The following is a 23,049-nucleotide window of genomic DNA, read 5'->3' as shown; positions in this document are numbered from 1 at the left end:
GCCTGTGAGGTTGCTGCGCGCGTTTCCGGCCTGCGGTCTCAGTTGCCGAGGAGGCGGGCTTTCTCGGCGGCGAATTCGGCGGCTGTCAGGGAGCCTTCGCGGTAGAGGCGGGCCAGTTCGGTCAGTTGGTGGATGCGGTTGGATTCGGTGGAGTCGGACTGGGGGTGCCAATGTTGTTGGGGGGCATCGACTTGCAGGGAGTGAGGTGTGGGGGTGTAGCTGGTTCTGGGGGTGTGGCCAGTGGGGGTGGGGGCGATGGTTACTCGTTTGTGGTTGTGGGGGGCTGCGTAGATTTCGACTGTTTGGCCTTCGCGGATGGTGCTGGTGGTTATGCGGCAGGTGGTTTCGTAGGGGTGGTTGCCTGGGAGGGTTACGCGGAGGCGGTAGCGGTAGACCATTTTGCCGAAGCGGCCTATGTCGGGGGCGCCGCCGATCATGGTGTTGGTTTCGTGGGCGGAGAGGACTACTGCGGTGCCGTGGATGCCGCGCTTCAGGAGGCGTTTGTCGTTGTTGCCCATGGCTGCTTGGGCGAGGTACATGCCGTAGATGAAGGGGCCCCACCAGACGACGACCACTACGAAGACGGCCAGGGCTATCTTCAGCGGGTGGGGGAGGCCGGGGATCTTGTTGATGCCCAGGATGGCTGGGAGGAAGGCGACGGACATTACGACGAAGAGGGTCCAGGAGATCACGGACAGTTTGCCGACGGTCATGGCATTACCACCTGAGGAGAGGGCGGTCGTGCGGCCGCTGGGGATATTGTCGCCCGGGCGAGGGTCGGTCACTACTGTTGAGATTCATGGCCGAATCGGATGATCAGTACGACGTGATCGGGAAGGCTTACGAGCGGGCCAAGTTCATTCCGACGGGACTGGCCGAGCAGGCCACCTTGCTGTCGGCGCTGCCGGATCTGAGTGGTAAGGCCGTGCTGGATGTCGCTTGTGGCACCGGGTTCTATCCGCGCAAGTTCGTGGATCTCGGTGCGGCGCGGGTCGTTGGCGTCGACTCGTCGCACGAGATGGTGGCGTATGCGCGGAGCGTGGAAGCGCGGGAGTCGCGGGGGATCACCTATCACCGGGTCGATGCTGCGGAGTTGCCGGTGCTGGGGGAATTCGATGTGGTGACCGCGGTGTGGTTGCTCGGATATGCGGATGATCCTGCGGCGCTTGATCGTATGGCCGGCAACCTCGCCGGCAATCTGGCGCCCGGTGGCATCTTGGCGGTGGTGGTGCCGAATCCGGATGCGGACTGGGATGTGCTGCCCGGCGATTACGGGCGCTACGGGTATCAGGTTGTGCAGACCGGTGAGTTGACGTTCCGGATGCCGGTGTCGGTGCGGGTGCTGGGTAAGCCGCCGTTCGCGTTCGATTCGTTCTTCTGGCCGGCGGGCGCGTTCGATGGCGCGCTGGAGCGGGCCGGTCTTACGACCGTCACGCGGCAGCCGACGGTTGTGCCGGACGATGATCGCGGCGCCGAGTTCTGGGCCACCCTCGCGCGGAGCCCCAGCTTCGCGGTCTTCACTGCTGAGCGGGCGGCGGATCGGTAGGCGTCGACTGGAATAGTTGGGCCGATGGAAGGACTGAACTCGCGGGGAGTCTGGGCGGGCAGGCTGTTCGGGGCCGGTGTCGCGCTGGCTGGGGGAGTGGTGACGACTCTGGTCGGCGCGAATCTGTGGCTGCGAATGTTGGCTGCCGGGCGCTTGTTCGATGTTGCAGATGCGCCGGTTGTGCCGGTGGTGATCGTGCCGGGGGCGAAGATCGGTCCGGATGGGGCGCCCATGGCGTATCTGCGTGGGCGGCTCGACGTCGCGATCGAACTACTGGCGGCGGGGAAGGCGCGCGAGATCTTGATTTCCGGAGACGCGCGGGGGAATTCAGGGGACGAGATCGCCTCGATGAGAAGGTATTTGGTGGATCGAGGGGTGGATCCGGCGGACATTCGCGCGGATGGAGAAGGGGTTTCCACCCGCGCGACCTGCGATCGCGCATGGAGTGTCTACAGCATCGATCTGGCCGCCGTCGTCACGCAGCGGCAGCATCGGGTGCGGGCGGTTGCGTTGGGGCGGGCGGCCGGGATCGATGTTGTCGGTGTTGCCGCGTATTGTGACTGTCGTCGAAGGACGCTGGTGCGCAACACTATTCGGGAGTGGTTTGCGGGACCGAAAGCGGTGGCGGGGTTGATTCGGCGGGGAGGTTTTCCGGGAAGTGGCAGGCGACCTGGTGGCCGTTGAAGTCGAGGACAGGCGGGTCGATCTGGCCGCAGATGTCCTGGGCTTTCCAGCAGCGGGTGTGGAAGCGGCAGGCGGCCGGCGGGTTGAGGGGGCTGGGGACGTCGCCGGAGAGGCGGATGCGTTCGCGTTCGGTGCGGCCCTCGGGATCGGGGATGGGGACCGCTGAGAGGAGGGCGACGGTGTAGGGGTGCATGGGGTGGGCGTACAGGTCGTCGCGGGCGGCGCGTTCGACGATGCTGCCGAGGTACATGACGGCGATCTGGTCGCTGATGTGCTTGATGACGGCCAGATCGTGCGCGATCACGATGTAGGTGAGGTCGAATTCGTCCTGCAGGTCCTCGAGCAGGTTGATGATCTGGGCCTGCACCGAGACGTCGAGGGCCGAGACGGGTTCGTCGGCGACGATCAGCTTCGGCTGTAGCGCGAGGGTGCGGGCGACGCCGATGCGCTGCCGCTGGCCGCCGGAGAACTCGTGCGGATATCGGTTGTAGTGCTCGGGATTCAAACCGACGAGTTCGAGCAGCTCCTGCACGCGTTTCTTGCGGTCGTCCGGCGACGCCGTGCCCTGTACCCGCATCGGCGCACCGATGATGGCGCCCACCGTCTTTCGCGGATTGAGCGAGGAATACGGGTCCTGGAAGATCATCTGGATATCGCGCCGCAGTGGCCGCAGCCGCCGCTGGGACAGCGTGGTGATGTCGTGCCCGTCGAAGACGATCGAGCCTTCGGTGGGATCTTCCAGCCGCAGGATGAGCCGCCCGGTAGTTGTTTTCCCGCAACCGGATTCGCCCACCAGCCCGAGGGTCTGCCCGCGCCGCACGGTGAGGTCCACGCCGTCGACGGCCTTGACCGCGCCGACCGTGTGCCGCAGGATCACCCCTTTGGTCACCGGGAAGTACTTGCGCAGCCCGGTGACCTCCAGCAGTGGCGCGCCCTCGGCCGGCGGGTTGTCGAGTTCATTGGTCACTGTCGTTCCGCTCGCTCGTGACGAGTGCCGGTGCAGGCGAGATGACCGGCAGGATTTCCTCGTTCCAGATGTCGACGCGCTGTTCCACGGTCAGGTGGCAGGCGGCGGTGTGTCCCGTGCCGACTTCGCGCATGGCCGGTATCTCGGTGGGGCACAGTCCATTCGTGCGTTCGGGATAGGCGCAGCGCGGGTGGAACGCACAGCCGCTGGGCACATGGATCAGGCTGGGCGGCGTGCCCTTGATCGGCAGCAACCGTTCGGACCCGCCGCCGTCCAGTCGTGGCATGGAGGTGAGCAGCCCCCAGGTGTAGGGATGTGCGGGGGCGTGGAAGAGCGTGCCGACCTCGGCGTACTCGACGGCCTTCCCGGCGTACATGACCAGTACGTCGTCGGCGATCTCGGCCACCACGCCGAGGTCGTGGGTGATGATGACGACCGCGGAGTCGAACTCGCGCTGCAGATCCCGGATCAGGTCGAGGATCTGCGCCTGCACGGTCACGTCCAGCGCCGTGGTGGGTTCGTCGGCGATGAGCAGTTCCGGATTGCAGGACAGGGCCATGGCGATCATGGCGCGTTGCCGCATGCCGCCGGAGAACTGATGCGGGTATTCGTCCACCCGCCGTTGCGGTTGCGGGATGCCGACGCGGTCGAGCAGGTCGATGGCCTGCCGGCGGGCCTGCTGTTTGGTGACATCGTTGTGCAGCCGGTAGGCCTCGATGATCTGTCTGCCGATGGTGAAGTAGGGATTCAAGGCGGTGAGCGGATCCTGGAAGATCATCGCCATCTTGCTGCCGCGCATGCGCCGCACTTCTTCCGCAGGCGCGGAGGCGATGTCGACGCCGTCGAGCAGCACTTCCCCGGACACGACGGTGCGGCGCCGATCGTGCAGGCCGAGCAGTCCCAGGCTGGTGACCGTCTTTCCCGAGCCGGATTCGCCGACGATGCCGAGGGTGCGTCCGCGGTCGAGCTGGAACGACACCCCGTCGACCGCCTTGACGACGCCGTCGTCGGTGGGGAATTGGATGCGCAGATCCCGCACGCGCAGAAAGGGTTCCGTGTTCGGTGGCGTCTCGCCCGTGCTGCTCATGCCAGCCTCACCCTCGGATCGATGACCGCGTACCCGATGTCGACGATCGTGTTCGCCACCACGATGAAGAACGCCGCGAACAAGGTCACCCCCAGTACGACCGGCAGATCGCTCTGCTGGATGCCCTGAATGGTGAGCTGCCCCAGCCCTTGCATGGAGAAGGCCACCTCGGTCAGCACCGCGCCGCCGAGCAGCAGCCCCAGATCCATGCCGAAGATGGAGACGATCGGCGTGAGTGTGCCGCGCAGCGCGTGCCGCAGCACCACGGTGCGTTCGGGTAGCCCTTTGGCGCGGGCGGTGCGGATGTAGTCCTCGTTCATCGTCTCCAACATGCCCGCGCGGGTGAGCCGGGTGTACAGGGCGCCGTAGGTGAATGCGGTGGTGATCCACGGCAGGATCAGGTTCTCCACCCATTGCAGGGGATCGGTGGTGAGGTCGACGTACTGGTCGGACGGCAGCAGGTGCAGGGTGTTGACGAACAGGGCCAGTGCCAGCAGGCCGGTGAGGAACACCGGCAGTGACACTCCGACCAGGGAGATGGTCATGGCGACCCGATCGAACACGGTCCCCTTGCGCAGTGCCGAGATCACCCCGGTGGTCACCCCGCCCAGCAGCCACAGCACGGCGGCGCCGCCCGCGATGGAGAGGGTGACCGGCGCGCGATTCAGCAGCAGCTCCCACACCGGTGTGGAGGTGCGCCACGAGTACCCGAAACACGGTGCCGCGCAATGGATGCTGTAGGAGCCGCCGTTGTAGTCACGCCCGACCACGAGCCCCTTGACGAACTCCAGGTACTGGATCGGCAGCGGCCGATCCAGTCCCAGCTGCACGATGATCCCGTGCAGCACATCGGGTGTCGGCTCCCGCCCCGCGTAGCGCGCGGCGAGAGCTTCGGTGGAGACGCCTGCCAGCTTGGGCAGTCCGAAGAAGATCAGGAATGCCACCAGCGTGGTGATCAGCAGGACGAGTACCGCGAACAGTATCCGGCGGATGACGAATCGCAGCACGGGGCAATCACTTCAACCCGAGTTGGGTGTAGTCGTACATGCCGTAGCCGTACTGGATATGGACGTTGGTGAGGTTGTCCGGCCGGTAGATCAGCGACTTGCTGTAGATCAGCGGCATGATGGTGGCGTCCTGCATGACGGCGTCGTCGATCTGCCGGTAGACCGCGGCGCGGTCCGGGATCGCGGACAGTCCGACCACCTTGTTGAACAGCGCCGTCACGGCCGGGTTGGTCTCTTCTTCGAAGTTGTAGTTGCCCGACTGGGTGATGGCCTGCGGGTCGGTGGTCGCGAAGAGGAAGCCGTAGCCGGTCGGGAAGTCGGCCTGCCAGCCCGACAGCATGATGCCCAGGTGGTTCTGATGGACGGAGGCCGGCGCCCCGAGGACGGTCGGCAGATCCTGTGACGGGTAACCGAACAGGTTGGTCTGGATACCGACCCGCGCGAGCGCCGCCTGGACGGCTACGGCCGCGTCCTTCTCCTTCGGCCGGTCGGAGCGGAACGCGACGGAGGTGGTGAAGCCGGCGGGCGAACCGCACTGGGCCAGTTCGCTCTTGGCGGCATTCAGGTCGCCGGTGTTGTCCGGTCCGTTCGGGTAGGTGTTGCTGGTATTGCTGTCGATCCACGGGGGCAGGAAGTCGCTGGCGATATTGCCGCCGACCGCGCCACCGTAGGCGGCCTGCACAGTGGTCTTGTCCACGGCGTATTCGATTGCCTTGCGGCAGTGGACATTCGGAATGATAGTGCTGTTGATTCCGGCATACCATTCGAACCCGCTCAGCGGGTCATCCGCATGCGTTTTCAGGGTGGGCGTGGAGAGGATCCTGGCGCGCGCGTCCGAGGACACACCGGTGCCTGCGAGGTCTACTTGTGCCGAACCGTTGATCAGGTCGGAGTCGACCGTCGACTGAGTGATGTTGGGGCGGAAGATGATCTTGTCGGCCAGTTGTTTCACCTGCGGGCTGCCCGCTTGGGTCCAGTTGGGATTCTTGACCAGCACCGCCTGCTTACCCGGGTCGTAGCTCTGCAGCATGTACGGGCCGGAGGAGACGTAGTGGTATTCGTAATTGACGCCGCCATTGGGCCCCGTGTCCGCGTCCGGCGGTACCGGCGGGGTCTCCATGATGACGATATCGTCGAATTCGGCGAACGGCGCCTGGAGATGGAAGACGACGGTGTAGTCGTCGGGCGTGGTGATGCCCTTGAAGTCGTCGAGGTTGGGATCCTTGTACGGTCCCGGATAGTTGTTGGGGTTGATCAGATACTTCTGGAAGTAGACCGGCCCCTTGTTGAGCACATCCGGCGCGAAATTACTGCGCGCCACAGCGTATTTGACGTCCTTGGCGGTGATCGGCTCGCCATTGCTGAATTTCAGGCCCTGCCGGATGTGGTAGGTCCAGGTGGTCAGATTGTCGCTGGGCGTGCCGAGGTCGGTCGCCAGATCGGGCACGATCTTGGGCACGGTCTGCCCGGGCGTGACGCTGTCGAAGGTCAGCAGCGGTGTCGCGAAGAGCCGGGTGAAGTCCTGCGAATACGCGTAATAGGTGTTGCCGGGATCCATCGAGTCGAAGTCCGAGGACATCTCGTAAACGAGTGTTCCCCCTTGATGATCGGAGGGATTGACCACCGAGGTGCTGGCCGCGTCGTAGGTGCCGGAGCCGCTGCCGCTGCTCGCGCCCCCGCAACCCGCCACCACGAGCGCGCCGGCGAAGGTCGCGGCCGCTATGCCCAGGGAGTGTGTTCGTTTCATCGGTTGTGCCCTCATTTCACTAGCACCGAAATCGCGCCCGGCAGCGCGTCTATCGACTTGATCTAGGGTCGAACGCATCGCGCAGGCCGTCGCCGAAGACATTGAAGGCGACGACCGCGATGAGTAGTGCGAGACCCGGCATGAGCACCAGGTTCGGATCGACGCTGTAATGCTCGACGGCGTCGGACAGCATGCCGCCCCAGGTCGGGGTCGGGGGAATGATGCCGACCCCCAGGAAGGACAGGGCGGCCTCGAAGAGAATATTGATGGGGATCAGCAAAGTCGTGTAGACGAGGATCGGCCCGACCAGATTCGGCATGATCTCGCGGAAGATGATGTAGCCCGGCCGTGCACCCATGGCGCGTGCGGCGTCGACGAATTCCTGTTCGCGCAGTGACAGCACCTGCCCGCGAATGATGCGGCCGGGATAGGCCCAGTTGAAGAATCCGATGACGAAGATCAGCAGGACGACCCGCAGCGTATTGCCGCTCAATCCGAATGCGCTGGTGGGGAATACGCCGACCATGGCGATGGAGAACAGCAGCAGCGGGAAGGCGAGGAAGATATCCATGGCGCGGGCCAGCACGGTATCGACCCAGCCGCCGAAGTATCCGGCGATGACGCCGATTCCGACGCCGAGGATCAGCGACAGCACCGTCGCCAGCGTGCCGATCAGCAGCGAGTACCGCGCGCCGACCACGATGCGCGCCAGTTCGTCCCGCCCGAACGGGACGTCGATGCCCAGTGGATGCGCCCCCGAGATACCGGAGTGGAATACGCCGTGGATGGGCCGGCTGAGCTCCGGATCCACCAGGCTCGCATGCGCATCCGTCGGCGAGGTCACCACATAGGGCCCGAGGATCGCGATGAGCACCAGCAGTACCACCACGATGCCGCCGCCCATGGCGACCTTGTCGCGGCGCAATCGCATCCAGGCGATGCGCCCGGGCGAGCGTCCTTCGATGTGCTCGGCTGTCAATGGGGCTACCACCGACACCTGCGCGTCAGTGACTTCGATCGGCGCTACCACGTAACCACCTCCGGCGTCGGACTCGGCTGTTCGTGACAGTCGAGCACCCCGCATACCCGCCCGGCGAGTTTCGCCTAAGGCGCGCAACGATATTCACGGAGCACCGTGCAGACCCGGTCACCGTGTGTGAAGACAGGGTAATCACATTCGGACTGGTACGTACCGCAATCCGTCAACACCGCCCCGAACCGTGCGAGATGCACGTGCAGCGGACCCCCGAGCCATGCGTTCCGTATCTGAGTGTCGGGGATGAAATCGACAGTTCAACTGTACAGTTGAACTGTCGAGTGTAAGGTAGAGAGTTGTAGGTTTCGGCTCGTCGAATGAACGGAAGAGGTTGAACGGCAATGGACTTCGGCATTCACTTCATCGACTTTCTGCCCGGGGACGCTACTGCGCTGGGGCCCACGCTGGCTCGGACCGCGGTGGCGGCGGAGGGGGCGGGGGCGAGCATGTTCACGTTGGCCGACCATCTGTTTCAGATGGAGGCGGTGGGGCGGGCGGGGGATCCGTTTCTCGAGGGGTACACGAGTTTGGGATTCCTTGCGGGGCAGACGGAGACGATTACGTTGACGATGCTGGTCACGGGGGTGACCTATCGGTATCCGGGGGTGCTGGCGAAGATCGTCAGCACGTTGGACGTGTTGTCGCAGGGGCGGTCGATGCTGGGGTTGGGGGCTGCCTGGTACGAGCGGGAGCATCTGGCGCTGGGGGTGCCTTATCCGGCATTGCGGGATCGGTTCGAGATGCTGGAGGAGACGCTGCGGATCTGCTTGCAGATGTGGAGTGCGGATGATGGGACCTTCGAGGGGAAGCATTATCAGCTGGCGGAGACCATCTGTGAGCCGCAGCCGATCCGGCGGCCGCCGATCCTGCTGGGCGGCAGCGGGGAGAAGAAGACGCTGCGGATGGTGGCGCAGTATGCCGACGTCTGGAATACCACTACGCCGTTGGACGAGTTGCCGCACAAGCTCGAGGTGTTGCGGCGGCACTGCGCGGACGTCGGGCGCGATCCGGCGGAGATCCTCTGCTCCGCAGGGCTTTTCGCGGATCCGTTCGCGGATACCGATGGATATCTGAAGACCGTCGAACGGTATGCCGAGCTCGGGTTCGGGTTGTTGAATGTCGGGCCGGTGCCCGGTAATCCGGATCCTGCGGGGTGGGTGGAACGGTACGGCGAGCAGATCGCACCTCGGCTCGCCGAGATCGGGTGATACGCGCTGACTGCTGATGCGAAGGCCCGCACCGCCTTCGAAGGGCGATGCGGGCCGTTCATCGGCGCGGCCGGGGCCCGCTACTCGGCGGGATCACCGTCGTGCCGGAACTTGGCCGCACGGCCGCCGAAGTGGACGTACCGCTGTCCGCCGGGCAGATGGTGGAAGGTCACCGACGACCAGCGGTCCATGCCGGGCAGGTGCACCGCGAATTGATCCTCGGCGACGGGGACCATGGGCAGGTCGGTTTCGGGTGCGAATTCGGCGAGCAGTCCGGTGCCGGCCATCCGCAGGACGAGACCGTCGTCCTTGCTGAGGACCTCGATCCGCTGACCGGCTCGCTCGTAATGGCCGGTGTACCGGTCCGCCTCGACCTCGGCTTCCGACCGCGTGGGCCGATACTGCTCCCGGGGCGTGACACCCGCCAAAGCCGCTATCTCGGCGGACAATTCGTCGAACAGGCCGACGGCGACGCCATTGGTGAGGATGGTGAACGCGAGCTTGTGCTCGGGCAGTACCTGCAGCAGTGCGGTCTGGCCGAGCGTGCCGCCGCTGTGGCCGAACACGCGGTCACCGTTCCAGTCGGCGCGCCACCAGCCCAGGCCCCACGAATCGATCTGCAGGCCGTTCGGCTGCGGGAGCACGAACTGCTCGGACTGCATCTGCCTGGCCGCATCGGCCGACAGCAGGCGTTGCCCGTCCGCGGCGACACCGTCGTCGAGATGCATGCGCGCGAAGGTCAGGACATCGCGGGCGGTCGTGGTGATCAAGCCGGCGGGTCCGGCGTGGCGAGGCAGCACCCAGCGGTTCGCTCGGCGATACCCGTCCGGGCCCGGCAGATGCCCCACCGCGGCCCGATGCAACAGCGCCTCCTCGGGCAGAGTCACGGTGTGCCGCAAGCCGAGTGGCTCGAAGACCAGCTCGCGCATGGCCGCGTCCCAGGTGGTGCCGGTGAGCGCCTCGATGACCCGGCCGGCCAGGCTGAAACCGGCATTGCAGTAGGACCAGAGCGTCCCGATCGGGAGGATGCATTCGGCGTGCGCCAGACCGGCGGCATAGCGTTCGAGACAGTCGTCGCCGCGGCCGGACTCGTCGTCGAACACATCACCGTCGATGCCGCTGGAGTGGGTGAGCAAGTGACGCATGGTGATTCGGGCGGCGGTGTCCGGATCGGACAGTCGCAGTTCCGGCAGCAGCTCGGTCAGCGGCGTGTCGAGATCGAGCTTGCCCTGATCCACCAGCCGCATGACGGCGGTGGAGGTCCACACCTTGCTGATGGACCCGATCTGGAACAGCGAGTCGGTCGTGGTCTCCACCCCGGTGTCCGCATTCAGCACACCGTAGGCGGCCTCGACGATCTGATCGCCGTGCGAAATGGCCAGCGACACACCGGGAATACCCTGCCGCGACGCGAGCTGCTCGAGCCGCCGCTGCCAGTACGCGGCATCCAGCGGCGCGATGGCGGTCACCGCCCCGGCCGGACCGTGGGCGCGGGTGTGCGCGATCACCCAGTCGACGAGGCGGCGGTTGTAGTCGGCGCGGTGCGAGGGCTTGCCCTCGAGAATGAAAAGGTGTGTGGCGCCGGGGTAGATCACCAGCTCGGTGGGTATGCCGCGCTCGTGCAGCGCGTTGTACCACTGCTCGGCCTGCCCGAGCGGGCAGCGCGCATCGGCCTCTCCGTGCAGTACGAGGGTCGGCGCGCTGACGCGATCCACGTGCGCCAGCGGCGACATGGCCGCGACCTTGGCGGGATCGTCCCAATAGGTGGCCCCGAACTCCGTGCCGGCGAAGTAATCTCCCGCATCGGAGGTGCCCATCATGCTCACCAGATCACTGACCACGCCGCCGGCGACCACCGCGGCGAAACGATCCGTGCGGGTGGGCAGCCAGCAGGACGTGTAACCGCCATAGCTATAGCCGCACAAGGCGATTCGCGCCGGGTCGGCCAGCCCCTCGGCGATCAGTTGATCGATCGGCTCCAGGAAATCGCGTTCATCGGCCACACCCCACCCGCCGACCACGGCGCGCATGAACGACTCACCGTAACCGTCGCTGCCGCGCGGATTGAGCAGCAGCACCGTCCAGCCGCGGGCCGCGAGGATCTGGTGGTAGGCGTGCGTGGTGTCCCACACCGCATTCCACGCATTGTGCGGGCCGCCGTGCACATCCACCAGCAGCGGCCCGGAGGTCGTCGCCGGGTCGCCGAGCAGCCAGCCGTGCACTTCGGTGCCGTCGGAGACGGTGAACACGCGCTCGCGCACCGGAACCGGCGTGACATCCGGCAGGGCCGTCGCGGTGTGCGAGGTGAGTGCCTGCTCGGCGCCGGAGTCCAGGTCGAGCAGCACGATCTCGCCGAAACTGCCCGCGCCCGACACGGCGACAGCGGCCGAGTTCCCGGCGACCGACAGGCCCGAGACCAGGCGATCACCGTCGAGCAGCTTGCGCACACCGGCCTCGTCACGCACGTACAGGTGAGTGAACCCGCGGTCACGCGCGCAGAACAGCACGCCGCCCGCCGTCACCTGCGGCAGCGCGCCCGGATAACCCGTCGCGCCCGCCATGACATTGCGGTCGAATCCGGCGGTCAGCTCGGCGGTTTCGCCGCCGTCCAGCGGGATCCGCAGCAGACCGTTATTGCGGACATCGGTATCGGGAGCGCCGATCGCGATCAGGCTGTCGCCCTCCGCGCTCCAGATCACCGCCGCCACAGCGCCTTTGGTGGAGCCGACCTGCTCGGGAATGACTCGGGTACCGGCGGCGTCCACGACACGCGCGGCAGCGGCGATGACATTGCCGTCATCCGAGAGCGAGTCGGCGAAAGCCAGCCGCTCACCATCCGGCGACCAGGCCGGTGTCTCGGCATAGAAGTCCCCGTCGGTCACCTGCCGCACCGACCGGTCGGCAAGATCGAGCACGAACACCTGCGACCGCATACTCCGCAACATTCCGGTGCCATCGAGCTTGTAATGCCGCCGCGCGGTATGAATCGGTGCGGCAGCGACACTCCCAGGCACCTCGCTGCGGGGCGATGCTTTCCTTCCGGCCGCAGCGGTGCCGTCCGAGGTCTCGGCCTTTGTCTTTGCCGGACGCCCGAGCGGCGCCGCCGTATCCACCGGCGCGGCGAAGGCGATCCGGGTGCTGTCCGGACTCCACACCGGACGTCCTGCCCCCAGCGGTAGTTCCGTCAGCTGTTCCGGCTCCCCGCCGTCGGCGGGCAGCAGCCACACCTGAGCAGGGCCATCCCCCGCGCGCAGGAAGGCGATCCAGCGGCCGTTCGGGGACCAGCATGGATCGGTGTCGGCGTGGCCGCGGGTCAAGCGGATCGGCTCGCCACCCGGCCGGACCTGCCACAGTGATCGATTGTCGCGGTCCGCGTCACGATCCACCGTCCGCAACACGTACACCACGCGACTGCCGTCGGGAGCGATCGCCGGATCCGACGGCAGGGCCACCCGGTCCAGGTCGGCGAGATCCAGTGGTCGAGAATTCGTCACGTCTTGCTCCTTCTCTCATCTGTTTCTCCATGGTGCGGGCGAGAATCCGGGCCGGCCTCGGAGCCGGCCATGAACCGGCGGCCCCGGATTCGTACGCCGCTACGAGGCGCCTCGTCCGCACCCGCTCGATGCTCTGGATGCCGATATCGCGCCGGAACGCCTCCGGCGCGAGCAGATTCGGCCTGACGGGTTGAAAGGGAGTGCTATGTCCGGAACACGGATGCCCGAACGGGTCGTGGTGGTCGGGGCCGGGATCGTCGGCCTGTCGTGCGCGTGGTCGTTGCAGGAGCACGGGGTCGAGGTGGAAGTGCTGGACAAGGCGCATCCGGGTGCGGGCGCGTCCTGGGGTAATGCCGGCTATCTGACACCGTCGCTGACCGTACCGCTGCCCGAGCCGTCCCTGTTGCGCTACGGGATTCGCGCCGTCCTCGACCCGCGCTCACCGGTCCGGCTGCCGCCCAGCACCGACCCCGAACTCGCCCGCTTCCTGCTGCGCCTGATCCGGCACTGCACCGGCGCCCACTGGGCGCGGGCCATGGCGATCTACCGCGACCTGAACGCGCGGATCTACGCGTCGTACGACCGGCAGCGGGACGGTGGAATACCGTCGCGCACCGCGGAAACCGATGTGCTCGCCGCCTACACCGACGCACATCAGGCGAGCGGGTTGCTGCACGAGTTCGAAGGCGTCGTCGCCAGCGGGCAGGCGGTGGACATGCGCATGCTGACCGGCGATCAGGCGCGGGAACTCGCGCCGCAGCTGTCGGGGCGGATCGGTTGCGGCGTGCAGATTCTCGGGCAGCGGTATCTGGACCCCGTCGCCTACGTCGCCGCGCTGGCGGACGGCATCCGTGCCCGGGGCGCGAAGATCACGGAGAATGCCGCGGTCACCGCCGTGGAACGACGCGAGGGGAAGGTGATCGTCCAGGCCGGGAGCACGCGGCGGGAGGCGGACGCGGTCGTCCTCGCCAATGGCGCCTGGCTGCCGGAACTCGCCCGGCCGCACGGCGTCCGGATGCCGCAGTACGGCGGCCGCGGCTACAGCTGCAGCGTGGCGGTGGCCGAACCACTGCGCAGTCCGCTGTACTTCCCGGCCACCCGAGCCGCGCTGTCGCCGCGCGGCGACCGTATCCGAGTCGTCGGCGTCATGGAATTTCAGCGGCCCGATGCCCCATTGAACCGGGCCCGCATCGAGAGGACCCTGCGCGGCATCCGCCCCCTGCTGGACGGAGTGGACTGGGCGGATGTGCGCGAAGAATGGGTCGGCGCACGCCCATTGACCGCCGACGGCCTGCCCCTAATCGGCGCCAGCGCCACCGAAGGGGTCTTCGTCGCGGGCGGTCACGGCATGTGGGGCGTCACGCTCGGCCCGCTGACCGGGCAACTGCTGGCCGAACTCATGTGCACCGGAGTACGGCCCCGCGAACTCGACGCGCTAGATCCGCTGCGTTGAACAGCCGCTCCAGGTCCGCCGCACTCGCCTTGCCGAGGTGCGGCGGATCGGGGAGGCGATCAAGCCGCGGCCGATTCGTCTGCCGGGCCTGCGGTGTCCTGCCAGATCGCCGCGAGCAGTGTGGTGATCTCACGCGGAGTGCTCGCCGTGGTGCGGGCCGGATCGCAGACCGTGAGCGCGCGGAACTGCTCGGGAGCCGCTGCCGCGAAAAGCTTTCGGAGATCCGCGGAGTCGACATCCGGGTGGACCGCGGCGTTGCCCTCGTAGCCGATGACGAACCGGCAGCCCGGCATTCGTGATTTTCGACGAGGGCGGGGAGGCGGTTCGCCGCGAAGCTCGGAAGCGCTGCCGACACTGAGGAGACTGGTTATGACGCGATCCGGGACAGCGAAATCCGGTGCGCCCCTGAGCGCTTGGCTGACACTGGCCGCTGTGGCCGTCGGCACCCTGGTGGTGCTCATCGACGGGATGGCGGTCATGGTGGCCATGCCCGCCATCGCGGAGGATCTGCACGCGAGCCCGGCCGGGATCCAATGGGTCGGCAACGCGCAGTTGCTGGCGCTCGCCGGGTTGACGATCCCGGCGGGAACCCTTGCCGACCGGATGGGGCGGAAGAAAGCATTCCTGCTGGGTGTCGGCGGATTCGCGCTGTGCTCGCTGCTGTGCGGGCTGGCGCCCTCGATCGGGCTGCTGCTCGCCGCGCGCGTGGTGCAGGGCGCGTTCGGGGCGCTGTTGATGCCTGCCGGTTTGGCGGCGATCAGGGCGGCCTTTCCGGAACGGAGGTTGCCGGCGGCGGTGGGTGTGCTGGGGTCGGTTGCCGCGGTGGCGGCGGCCTGCGGGCCACTGCTCGGCGGAGTGCTCGTCCAGCACGGGAGTTGGAGGTGGACGTTCTTCGTCAATGTGCCGTTCGGCATTGTCGGTGTGGCCGTGGGTGTTTGGGTGATGACCGAATCCGCGGTGCGTGTGTACAAGCGGATGGACCTGGCCGGCGCGGCCTCGTCGACGATCGCGATAGTCGCGGGCGTCTGGGCGATTACCGATGCACAGGATCACGGGTGGAATTCCCCGCGGACCATCGGCCTGGGCATGGTCGGTGTGCTGGCGTTCGCGACGTTCATCGTGGTGGAACGCCACGTCCGGAATCCCATGGTGCCCTTGGGATTGTTCCGCAATCGGTCGTTCACGGCGGGTCTCGCGCTGCTGACGTTGACCGTCTCGGTGCTCTCCGCCGTCATCTTCTATCTGATGTTCTTCCTGCAAGGCGCGCAGGGCAGAAACGAGACCGCGGCCGCGGTGGCGCTGCTCCCACTGACTGTTGTGTATGCCGTGTCACCACTGATCGGCGGTGTGCTGGTGCAAAAGATAGGCGCCAGAACCACACTCGTGATCGGCGCGGTGTGCAATGCGGTCGCCATGACGCTGATGCTGCGGCTCACCGTCGACTCCGGATTCGCGATCTCGGCGCCGCCGCTGGCATTGATCGGTGTCGGCGTCGGTTTCCTGCTGGTCGGTTCGGTGGATGCCGTGCTCGCCGGCACGCCCGTCGACAAGGCGGGCGTCACCGCCGGCGTCAAGGAATCCGTGCAGCAACTGGGCGGAACGCTCGGCGTCGCGATCTCGGGAACCGTGCTCATGACCCTGGTCGGCGCACGATTCCCGGCTGCCGCCAGGAACGCCCTCGCCGGCACGCCCGCGGCCGGACTGGCCGATGACCACGCCGTACAACAGCAAGTGGCCCTCGGGTTTCCGGAGGCGTCGCAGCAGGCGCTGGGCCGCAGCCTGGAACAGTCGGGCACCCCGCCCGACCAGGCACACCACCTCGTGGACACGCTCACCGACGTGGCCCACCGAACCTTCACCGACAGCCTCCACGTCGTCTACGGCGCCGGCATCTGCGTGGCCGTCCTCGCAGCCCTGCTCGCACTCCTGGTGCGCAACAACACATCCCGAGCCGCCGATGCGGCTCGGTCGTCCCGCGCCGTTGTGGCCGGGGGAGGGGAGGTCAGTGTGAGCGGGCCGGTTCCGCCGCCGTGCGGGAGCGGTGCAGCCGGTGCAGGCGCAGATCTATCTGGGCCTCGAAGCGGGCATCCGGGTCGGTGAGGTCGAGGCCGCCGACCTCGCAGAGGCGGGTCAGGCGGTAGCGGAAGGTGTTGGGGTGGACGTGAACCGCGGTCGCTGCCTTGGTGATGTCGCCGAAGGCTTCCAGGTAGGCGGCGAGGGTGCCGGTCAGGTCGCCGCGATGCTCGGCGTCGTAGCGGAGGAGGCGGGCCACCGCGTCGCCGTAGGGGCGGTCGTCGAGTTCGGCGGCTTCGGCGAGGCAGGCCAGCATCAGGTCGGGGCGTACGGATCGGACTGTCGCCAAGCGGTTTCCGCGGCCGCGCTCGCGCAGGATGCGGAGCACGCAGTCGGCGTCGGCCCGGGATCGGATGATGTCGCAGGGCTCGCCCACCGCGCGGCCGATGCCGATGTGGAGGACCGTGCGAGCGCCCATGCGCTCCAGGAAATCGGTGGCGACTCGTTGAGCCGTGGACTCGCCGTCACAGGAGCCAGGGAGGGGGAGCAGGCCGTAGACCATTTCGCCGAGCATGGTCGCGGCCGCGGAGGGATGCAGCGCGCTGAGGTGAAGGGCGAGTGCGTCTGCGACGCGGCGGATTTCGGCGGCGCGGGCCACCTCATCGCAGTCCTCGTCGGGAGCATCGAGTTCCAGGGCGAGGACACAGACCGATCTCCCGCCGATGCCCAGGCGTCGCGCGGTGTCCGCGGGATTGCCGGTCTGCTCCAGCAGCCGGGCGACCAGTTCGGCGCGGGGGCGGGCATCGGCCGTCCGCCCGGCGCGGTCCCGCAGCAGATGCAGCGCAACGATTTTCGTCGCCTCGGTGAACGCGCGTCGGCGATGCTCGGTCAACGGCTCGGACACCACCGCCCACAGCGAGCCGAGCACGTCCTCCCCGGCCCGCACGGCAATCGCGGTGCGCGGCTTGAAGCCCTCGGCCAGCGCGGGGATATAGACAGGTTCGCGGCTCCGGTAGATCTCGCGGAAGACGCCCTGCTCCAGCAACAATCGCTGATACTGCGCAGGCACCTGCCGGCCCAGCACCGTCTGCACGCGGCCCTCATCGGTGCGGTCCTGCCCGCTGGAGAAGGCGAGCACCCGCGACGACCGATCCTCGATCGTGATGGGGGCGTCGAGCAGCGCACCGATCGCATTCGCCAGCTGGAACAGATCACCGCTGGGATATTCGGCGGCCGCGTCACCGCGCTCGGGCAGATCGATCAGCGTGCGCAACAGGAACACCAGCTGCTCCCACGAGGTGGCCCGGCTGACCTCCAGCACCGTGATCCCGGCCGCGTCCGCCGCCTGCCGGACGGCCTCGTCCATCGGAGCCTTGAGCAGCAAGGCCGCGGCCCCGCGACGCCGGAGTTCCGCGAGCAGCATTGTGGCAGTGGCGGAATCGGCGACACCCACACCGAGCAACAGTCCGTCGGCGGCGACATCGACGCCATCGGCCGGATCGTAGATCGACACCGATCCGACAGGCCGGTCGGTGGTGACCGGACCCGCCACCCGACGCAACAGCGTGCTACCCAGCGCATCGATGATCCGGCCCAGCCGAGGGCAGTGCGGCTCACTCATGGCCTCACCGTGCCCGGCCGCCGATGCGTCCGCAATGGTGGCAGCCTCACCGCTCATGACCAGCCTCCCGGCCGGGCCAGCGGCGCCGTCAGCAGTTCGAGCCCGGCTTCGAAGACCTCGTCCTCGGTGGGCGGATGGGCCGCCGCGCGAGCAATTCCGGCGAAACCCATTGCGCACCTTGCCGCTAGAGTGAGTCCCCGAACAGTCGGCTGAACAGGGATTCACCAGTGACAGAACCTCGGCACGAGGTGCACGACCGGGCCACGTGGGCCGAACTCTTCTTCGATCTGGTGCTCGTCTTCGCGGTCACCCAGGCCGCGCATCTGCCGGTGGCGCAACCGGGTTGGGCCGCAGTCGGGCGAACGGTATTGCTGCTGGCCATCATGTGGTGGTCGTGGGTCGGCACCGTCCTGGCAGTGCACGGCGTCGAGGATTCGGACCGGCAGCGGTTCTTCCTCTTCGCCTGCGGACTGTGCGCCTTCGTCATGGCCATCACCGCCCCGCACGTATTCACCGGCCACACGCAGCCGATGCTCTTCGTGGTGGCGCACTTGATATTGCGACTGCTGCTCTGGCAATCCGTCCGCCGCAAAGGCGCCTACGCCCACGCCGGCGCCTTCGGCAGCCTGCTCAGCCCCTACACCATCAGCCTCGTCAGCGCGCTACTACTGGTCGCCGCCGCCGCGGGCCCGCCCGGCCGAGTTCGCGACACCCTCTGGATCCTCGCCGTCGCCCTCGCCTTCATCGGCCCGGCCCTCCTCGCCCGCCGCCTGAGCCACGTCCAATTCGGCGCCACCCACCTACCTGAACGTTTCGGCACTTTCGTCATCATCGCCCTGGGCGAAATGCTCGCCTCGGTAGGCGCGCAAGCAGCCGCCGCCCACCTCGGCGTCCTGTCCTGGACCAGCGTGATCCTGATCTTCCTCCTGGCCTTCGGCCTCTGGTGGCTCTACTTCGCCTACGGCTTCTCCGCGGTAGAACACTCCTTGCGCACCAACCAAGTCCGCGGCACCGTGGTCCGAGACGTCCTCAGCTACGGCCACATGCTCCTCGTAACCGGCCTCGTCCTGGCAGCCGTAGGCGCCAACACCATGGTCGAAACCCCCACCGCCCCACCCCACACCCCCCTCGGCTACCTCCTCCCCTTGGGCGCCACCCTCTACGTCACCGCCTTCTGCTGGACCCGCTGGCGCATGTTCGGCGCCCCCACCACCGGCCGCACCACCACCGCCCTCCTCCTCGCAGCCCTCACCCCCACCGCCCCCTACCTCCCCCAACTGGCAATGCTCATCACCGTCACCACAATCATCCTCACCCTCAACGCCTACGAACACTGGATGGTCTCCACCGCCCGGCCCCTCCCGCTGGTTCGCCGGCGGTCGGCTGTCTAGTCACGTCGGGCTCTGGTCAGGACTTCGTCCTCGGTGAGTGCATCCGCGTGGCGGCTCAAGCACATCGGGGTGGTGAGCTTGGCGAATCCGGAGCCATCGGTGGCTCCGTAGAAGCGGCCGGGTGGCAGGCGGGCGATGTCGTCGAGCTGACTGCCTTTCGAGCGGGCCAGTTCCTGGGCGGCCTGCATATGCACGGAAGCATTGAGGCGGCCGATGAACTGGGTCGCGGTATTGCCGGTGACCATGGGGTGCAAGGCCTTCGGCGCCTGGGTCGCGAAAACCAGGCCGAGGCCGTACTTGCGTGCCTGCGTGGAGAGGGTGAGAGTGCTGTCGGTGGACGGCGTCTTCACCCGCGACGGGGCGAAGGTCTGGGCCTCGTCGAGCACCAGCAGACCGCCCAGCGGGCGATCACCGGCCGGATTCCGCTTGATCCAGGCGAACAGGGCGAGTTCCAGCTGACTGACGAAGGTTTGGCGCTGCTCGGGTGTGGCCAGGCCGATGCAACTGATCACCGAGATCCGCGCACGCTTACCGCTGCTCGGCGTGAGCAATGCGCCGGGATCGAGCCGCTGGCCCGCACCGCCGAACACCGGATCATTGATCATGGCCGCATGCAATTGGTCGGCCATTTCCTGACCCAGCCGTGACGCGTCCCGGACCGTGCTCACGCCGTCCGGCAGGGCTGCGAGCAGCGCCACGAAGTCGCCCAGGTCATTACCGCCACCGCGGGCGAAATCGGTCAGCGCCTCGGTGAGAACCGCGGTGCCGGTCGCGAGCTTCCGCCCGGTCAGTCCCGCGCGCGGAACCAGGCTCGCGACGGAAGCATCGATGGCGGTGCGGAATTCGTCGGCATCATCCAGCACGCCGGTGAAGTCCGGCAAGGGATTCAACGCCAGCGGCCGGCCGGTCTCGCGCCGTGGCGTCCAGACGACCACCTCGGTCTCACCGAAGTAGCGGTCGGCCGGCGCGTCATCGTGCGGGTCCCACCGGTCCGGCGGCGCCGGCCAGCGATCACCCAGCTGCGCGAGGTCATTGTTGGTGTCGATCACGATCGACGAAATACCGTGCAGGGCCACCGATTCCACGAGACGCTTGAGGAGGACCGTCTTGCCGGAGCCGCTGCTGGCATACAGCGCTGTGTGCTTGCGCAACTGTTTCAACGGGATTCGGAAGCTCGCGCCATTGTCGATATTGCGTCCGAGGGCGATCGTCGGTGTGGTATCGGCTGCAGGGTTCGGCAGGACCGGCTGGACGGTCGGCGCGACCTGATTCGAGACCGGCGGGTTCTCGACCGTCCGCTCGTCACGCTCGGGTTGTCGGGTATGCGGAAGTGGCTCCGGTTCACTCTTTTCGGATGTCGCCACGACCCAATCGGATGTCACCGACCCGAGTATCCGGTCGAACAACTGCGAGCTGCCCGCAGGCCGGCGCACCTCCAGCCAGCTGCTGAAGCCCGGCGTCGTGGAGTCCGCGATCAGCGTCTCCAAAGCAGCGAAGGTGCGCAGATCATCGCCCGAGATCGGCAGCGCGATGCCCTGCGCCGCTTCCATTTCGGCGACCGCCGCCACCGTGACAGGCCCGGCGGAGAATGCCTCGTTGCGCAACACGATCAGATGCCGCTTCGCGCTGCCGGGCTGGATCTCCGCCTCCAGGCAGGCCGAGCGCAGCCGGGTGAGCACCGCCCGCGGATGGCTGTGTGCGATGGCCCGGAAGCTCCAGTGCTCCTCGTCCTCCGTGGATTCGTCGAGGGTGCGGCGGAGCCGGCCGTGGAGTGCGGGCCGGACCTTCGTGTGCGGATCCACGCTCAGGGTCTGGCCGCCCGCGCCTTGTTCCATTGCGTAGCAGCGCAATGCCGCATCCAGCAGTGCGGGCATCCGGTCGTCTTCGAGCTTCGGGTCGAGTGGGCCGATCACATCGGCGCTCGCACGCAGAGTCTCGAATCGTGTATCCCACGCGGCCAGTTCTGCCGCTGTCGGCCCTGTCGCCGTGACCGCGATATCGCGAGCAGGTTTGCCGAATTGCGTGAGTTCACTGACCTCTTTCACGGCCAGGCAATGCCGTACATGCTCCTCCACGAGCTGGAGCAGGCGACGCGGCGTGTATTTCGTGACACTGGGATCGTCGAATGCTTTCGGGAGGACCGGCCAGGTCGGATACGGCGGTTCGAAACCCGACTCCCCGTACAGGTTTCCGAGATGACGTTCGACGATCGCGGTGGCCATATCGGCCGACGGCATCTTCGTAGTCAAATTCAGCACGGTGAAGCGGTCGACGGCGGAGTTCACACCGCGAGTGGCGATGAGATCCCAGGACTTCGGGATGCACGCGGCCACGATCAGGGTGCGAACAGTTTCCTCGCGCATGCGCATCAGGCCGTCGGCGAGCCGGTTGGCGAGACTGTCCTCGTCCCTGTCGCCCGATCGGGCTATCACACTGTCGATTTGATCGACGGCCAGCACGATCGGTCCACTGAGTGCGAACAGCCGCGACATATCGTGGAAGACCAGCTGGGGATCCCGGCCGGCGCTGCGGAACCCCCATGCCTTCCGATCGTCCGCATCGATACCGTCCGGCAAAGTGAGGAAGCTGTGCCCGACCTCGCGCTGATCCATCCGATTGGCCTGGAACAGGATCAGGGCTCGTAACGTGTCCTGACACTCGAAGGCCACGTCGGCATCGAGTTGCATGACCCGGCCGAGGAATTCGTGGAGGTCATCCTTGCTCAGCGGGATATTGCCGCGTAGTCGCATGCGGAGCTCGGGGTCACAGCCGGTGCGCCCGATGAGCACGTCCAGCATCCGGCCGAGCTGCCCACCATCCGAATCCGTCAGCCGGGTGACGACGCCGTGCACCGCGCCGGTCCAGAACGATTGGCCGTCCAGCAGTTTGGGCATGAAGAAGAAGCCGCCCTCGCGCTGCACATAATGGCGTAGCCAGCCGAGCATATGAGTCTTGCCGACTCCGGCATCGCCCCTGAGCACGAACCCGGTCGGAGTGCTGTCCGGCCGATTCTTGGCGCCCTGCACGGCCCGGGTGATGGCATCGACGGCCGGGGTATGCAGCCCGTCGACGTGATAGCGCATCGGGCTCCACACCTGGTCTGGTCCGAGCACGCTGCTGAACTGGACCGATGCGAGCGCCTGATATTCCGCTTCGTTCACTGTGGCACCTCGATCGCGAGCAGATGGCGCGGGGTGCCGCCCAGCACCAGCGCGGCCTCCAGATCCGCTGCGGTGAGTGTCTTCTGATCCGACTCCGCGCGAATATGCACGCCGTCCCTGCGCGCCAGCGACTCGAGCGCCCGGTCCACCTCCCCGCGCGGAACATCGCCCAACCGCTCCCGCAGCAATGCGAGCCGCAGGTCGGAGCCCTTACCCCGGGTCAGCTCCGCGTACGCGGCCTCGACCTGGCCCGCCACATCCGGCCGGAAGATGTCGGCGAGCGTCTGCCCGCTGTCGTCGAGGTGCCGGTGCAGCCCCGCGAGCACGGAATACAGTGCGCCCCCGGCACTTCCGGACCGCTCGGGACGCTCCCGGGACAGCTCCTCGGTGCACCACACCGCGCCTCCGTCGGTGAGCTCGTGTACGTAGGCCCGGCTCACCATGGTGCTGGCGACCAGGTCGAGATCATTGAGGTGCCTGCGGTTCTTGCCGTCGAGCTTGAGCCCCGCAACCGCATACAGTTCGGCATTGGTGAGCTCGCGCGCCTCCGCCATCAGGACGAAGAGAATGCAGCGCTCATTCAGCGTCAGCCGATCGTCGGACATGTGGATTGTTACCTTTCGGTCGAATTCAT

At 67.1% G+C, this 23,049-nt stretch carries 17 protein-coding genes; 6 read left to right on the top strand and 11 right to left on the bottom strand.

Features of this window, described 5'->3' with window-relative positions:
- Positions 1–38: 38 nt before the first annotated feature.
- Positions 39–785, bottom strand: coding sequence for an SHOCT domain-containing protein (locus ACH438_RS08060; RefSeq protein WP_397002565.1), 747 nt, complete (start codon positions 783–785; stop codon positions 39–41).
- 14 nt (positions 786–799) lie between these two features.
- Here ACH438_RS08060 and ACH438_RS08055 point away from each other — a divergent pair, with 14 nt between their 5' ends.
- Both ACH438_RS08055 and ACH438_RS08050 read left to right on the top strand, forming a co-directional pair.
- Entirely contained in the window at positions 800–1,546 is a 747-nt protein-coding gene (locus tag ACH438_RS08055; RefSeq protein ID WP_397002563.1) for a class I SAM-dependent methyltransferase, read from the top strand.
- A 24-nt stretch (positions 1,547–1,570) separates the two neighbouring features.
- Positions 1,571–2,230: a vancomycin high temperature exclusion protein gene (locus tag ACH438_RS08050; RefSeq protein ID WP_397002561.1), complete on the top strand. Its 660-nt coding sequence runs from the start codon at positions 1,571–1,573 to the stop codon at positions 2,228–2,230.
- Here ACH438_RS08050 and ACH438_RS08045 read toward each other — a convergent pair.
- Genes ACH438_RS08045 through ACH438_RS08025 form a run of 5 tightly spaced genes read right to left on the bottom strand, consistent with a single transcriptional unit; the run spans position 2,136 to position 8,068 of the window.
- Positions 2,136–3,197, bottom strand: a complete 1,062-nt coding sequence (locus ACH438_RS08045; protein ID WP_397002559.1) for an ABC transporter ATP-binding protein — start codon at positions 3,195–3,197, stop codon at positions 2,136–2,138. The genes ACH438_RS08050 and ACH438_RS08045 overlap by 95 nt on opposite strands.
- The gene (locus ACH438_RS08040; RefSeq protein ID WP_397002557.1) at positions 3,187–4,284 is read right to left on the bottom strand and encodes an ABC transporter ATP-binding protein; all 1,098 of its coding nucleotides are present in this window, start codon (positions 4,282–4,284) and stop codon (positions 3,187–3,189) included. The genes ACH438_RS08045 and ACH438_RS08040 overlap by 11 nt, the downstream gene beginning before the upstream one ends.
- Complete coding sequence (locus ACH438_RS08035; protein WP_397002555.1) at positions 4,281–5,291, bottom strand: ABC transporter permease; 1,011 nt, start codon at positions 5,289–5,291, stop codon at positions 4,281–4,283. The genes ACH438_RS08040 and ACH438_RS08035 overlap by 4 nt, the downstream gene beginning before the upstream one ends.
- Positions 5,292–5,298: 7 nt before the next feature.
- Positions 5,299–7,038, bottom strand: a complete 1,740-nt coding sequence (locus ACH438_RS08030) for an ABC transporter substrate-binding protein (RefSeq protein WP_397002553.1) — start codon at positions 7,036–7,038, stop codon at positions 5,299–5,301.
- A 49-nt stretch (positions 7,039–7,087) separates the two neighbouring features.
- Positions 7,088–8,068, bottom strand: a complete 981-nt coding sequence (locus tag ACH438_RS08025; protein WP_397002551.1) for an ABC transporter permease — start codon at positions 8,066–8,068, stop codon at positions 7,088–7,090.
- A gap of 347 nt (positions 8,069–8,415) precedes the next feature.
- On the opposite strand from ACH438_RS08025, the gene ACH438_RS08020 reads away from it, so the two are divergent.
- Positions 8,416–9,282, top strand: a complete 867-nt coding sequence (locus tag ACH438_RS08020) for an LLM class F420-dependent oxidoreductase (RefSeq protein ID WP_397002549.1) — start codon at positions 8,416–8,418, stop codon at positions 9,280–9,282.
- An 80-nt stretch (positions 9,283–9,362) separates the two neighbouring features.
- On the opposite strand, the gene ACH438_RS08015 is transcribed toward ACH438_RS08020, so the two are convergent.
- On the bottom strand, positions 9,363–12,776 hold the full coding sequence (locus ACH438_RS08015) for an LpqB family beta-propeller domain-containing protein (protein WP_397002547.1): 3,414 nt from the start codon (positions 12,774–12,776) through the stop codon (positions 9,363–9,365).
- A 205-nt stretch (positions 12,777–12,981) separates the two neighbouring features.
- Here ACH438_RS08015 and ACH438_RS08010 point away from each other — a divergent pair, with 205 nt between their 5' ends.
- The gene (locus ACH438_RS08010) at positions 12,982–14,229 is read left to right on the top strand and encodes an NAD(P)/FAD-dependent oxidoreductase (RefSeq protein WP_397002545.1); all 1,248 of its coding nucleotides are present in this window, start codon (positions 12,982–12,984) and stop codon (positions 14,227–14,229) included.
- A 59-nt stretch (positions 14,230–14,288) separates the two neighbouring features.
- Here the strand turns inward: ACH438_RS08010 and ACH438_RS08005 are convergent, their stop codons facing one another.
- Positions 14,289–14,522, bottom strand: a complete 234-nt coding sequence (locus ACH438_RS08005) for a hypothetical protein (protein WP_397002543.1) — start codon at positions 14,520–14,522, stop codon at positions 14,289–14,291.
- Positions 14,523–14,598: 76 nt separating this feature from the next.
- On the opposite strand from ACH438_RS08005, the gene ACH438_RS08000 reads away from it, so the two are divergent.
- Positions 14,599–16,329 carry an MFS transporter gene (locus ACH438_RS08000; RefSeq protein ID WP_397002541.1) on the top strand — a complete coding sequence of 577 codons (1,731 nt, stop codon included), beginning with the start codon at positions 14,599–14,601 and terminating at the stop codon, positions 16,327–16,329.
- On the opposite strand, the gene ACH438_RS07995 is transcribed toward ACH438_RS08000, so the two are convergent.
- Entirely contained in the window at positions 16,232–17,920 is a 1,689-nt protein-coding gene (locus ACH438_RS07995; RefSeq protein WP_397002539.1) for a helix-turn-helix domain-containing protein, read from the bottom strand. The two genes, ACH438_RS08000 and ACH438_RS07995, sit on opposite strands and share 98 nt — an antisense overlap.
- A 170-nt stretch (positions 17,921–18,090) precedes the next feature.
- Here ACH438_RS07995 and ACH438_RS07990 point away from each other — a divergent pair, with 170 nt between their 5' ends.
- Positions 18,091–19,254, top strand: coding sequence for a low temperature requirement protein A (locus tag ACH438_RS07990; protein ID WP_397002537.1), 1,164 nt, complete (start codon positions 18,091–18,093; stop codon positions 19,252–19,254).
- On the opposite strand, the gene ACH438_RS07985 is transcribed toward ACH438_RS07990, so the two are convergent.
- Together ACH438_RS07985 and ACH438_RS07980 are read right to left on the bottom strand one after the other, a co-directional pair.
- Positions 19,251–22,415, bottom strand: coding sequence for an ATP-binding protein (locus ACH438_RS07985; protein WP_397002535.1), 3,165 nt, complete (start codon positions 22,413–22,415; stop codon positions 19,251–19,253). The two genes, ACH438_RS07990 and ACH438_RS07985, sit on opposite strands and share 4 nt — an antisense overlap.
- Positions 22,412–23,020, bottom strand: coding sequence for a hypothetical protein (locus ACH438_RS07980; RefSeq protein ID WP_397002533.1), 609 nt, complete (start codon positions 23,018–23,020; stop codon positions 22,412–22,414). The genes ACH438_RS07985 and ACH438_RS07980 overlap by 4 nt, the downstream gene beginning before the upstream one ends.
- Positions 23,021–23,049 lie beyond the last annotated feature (29 nt).

The sequence above is a fragment of the Nocardia sp. NPDC020380 genome, assembly GCF_044386975.1.
Taxonomy (GTDB): Bacteria; Actinomycetota; Actinomycetes; order Mycobacteriales; family Mycobacteriaceae; genus Nocardia.
The sequence above is the reverse complement of the archived record's forward strand: the minus strand, read 5'-3'. Positions and strand labels throughout refer to the sequence as shown.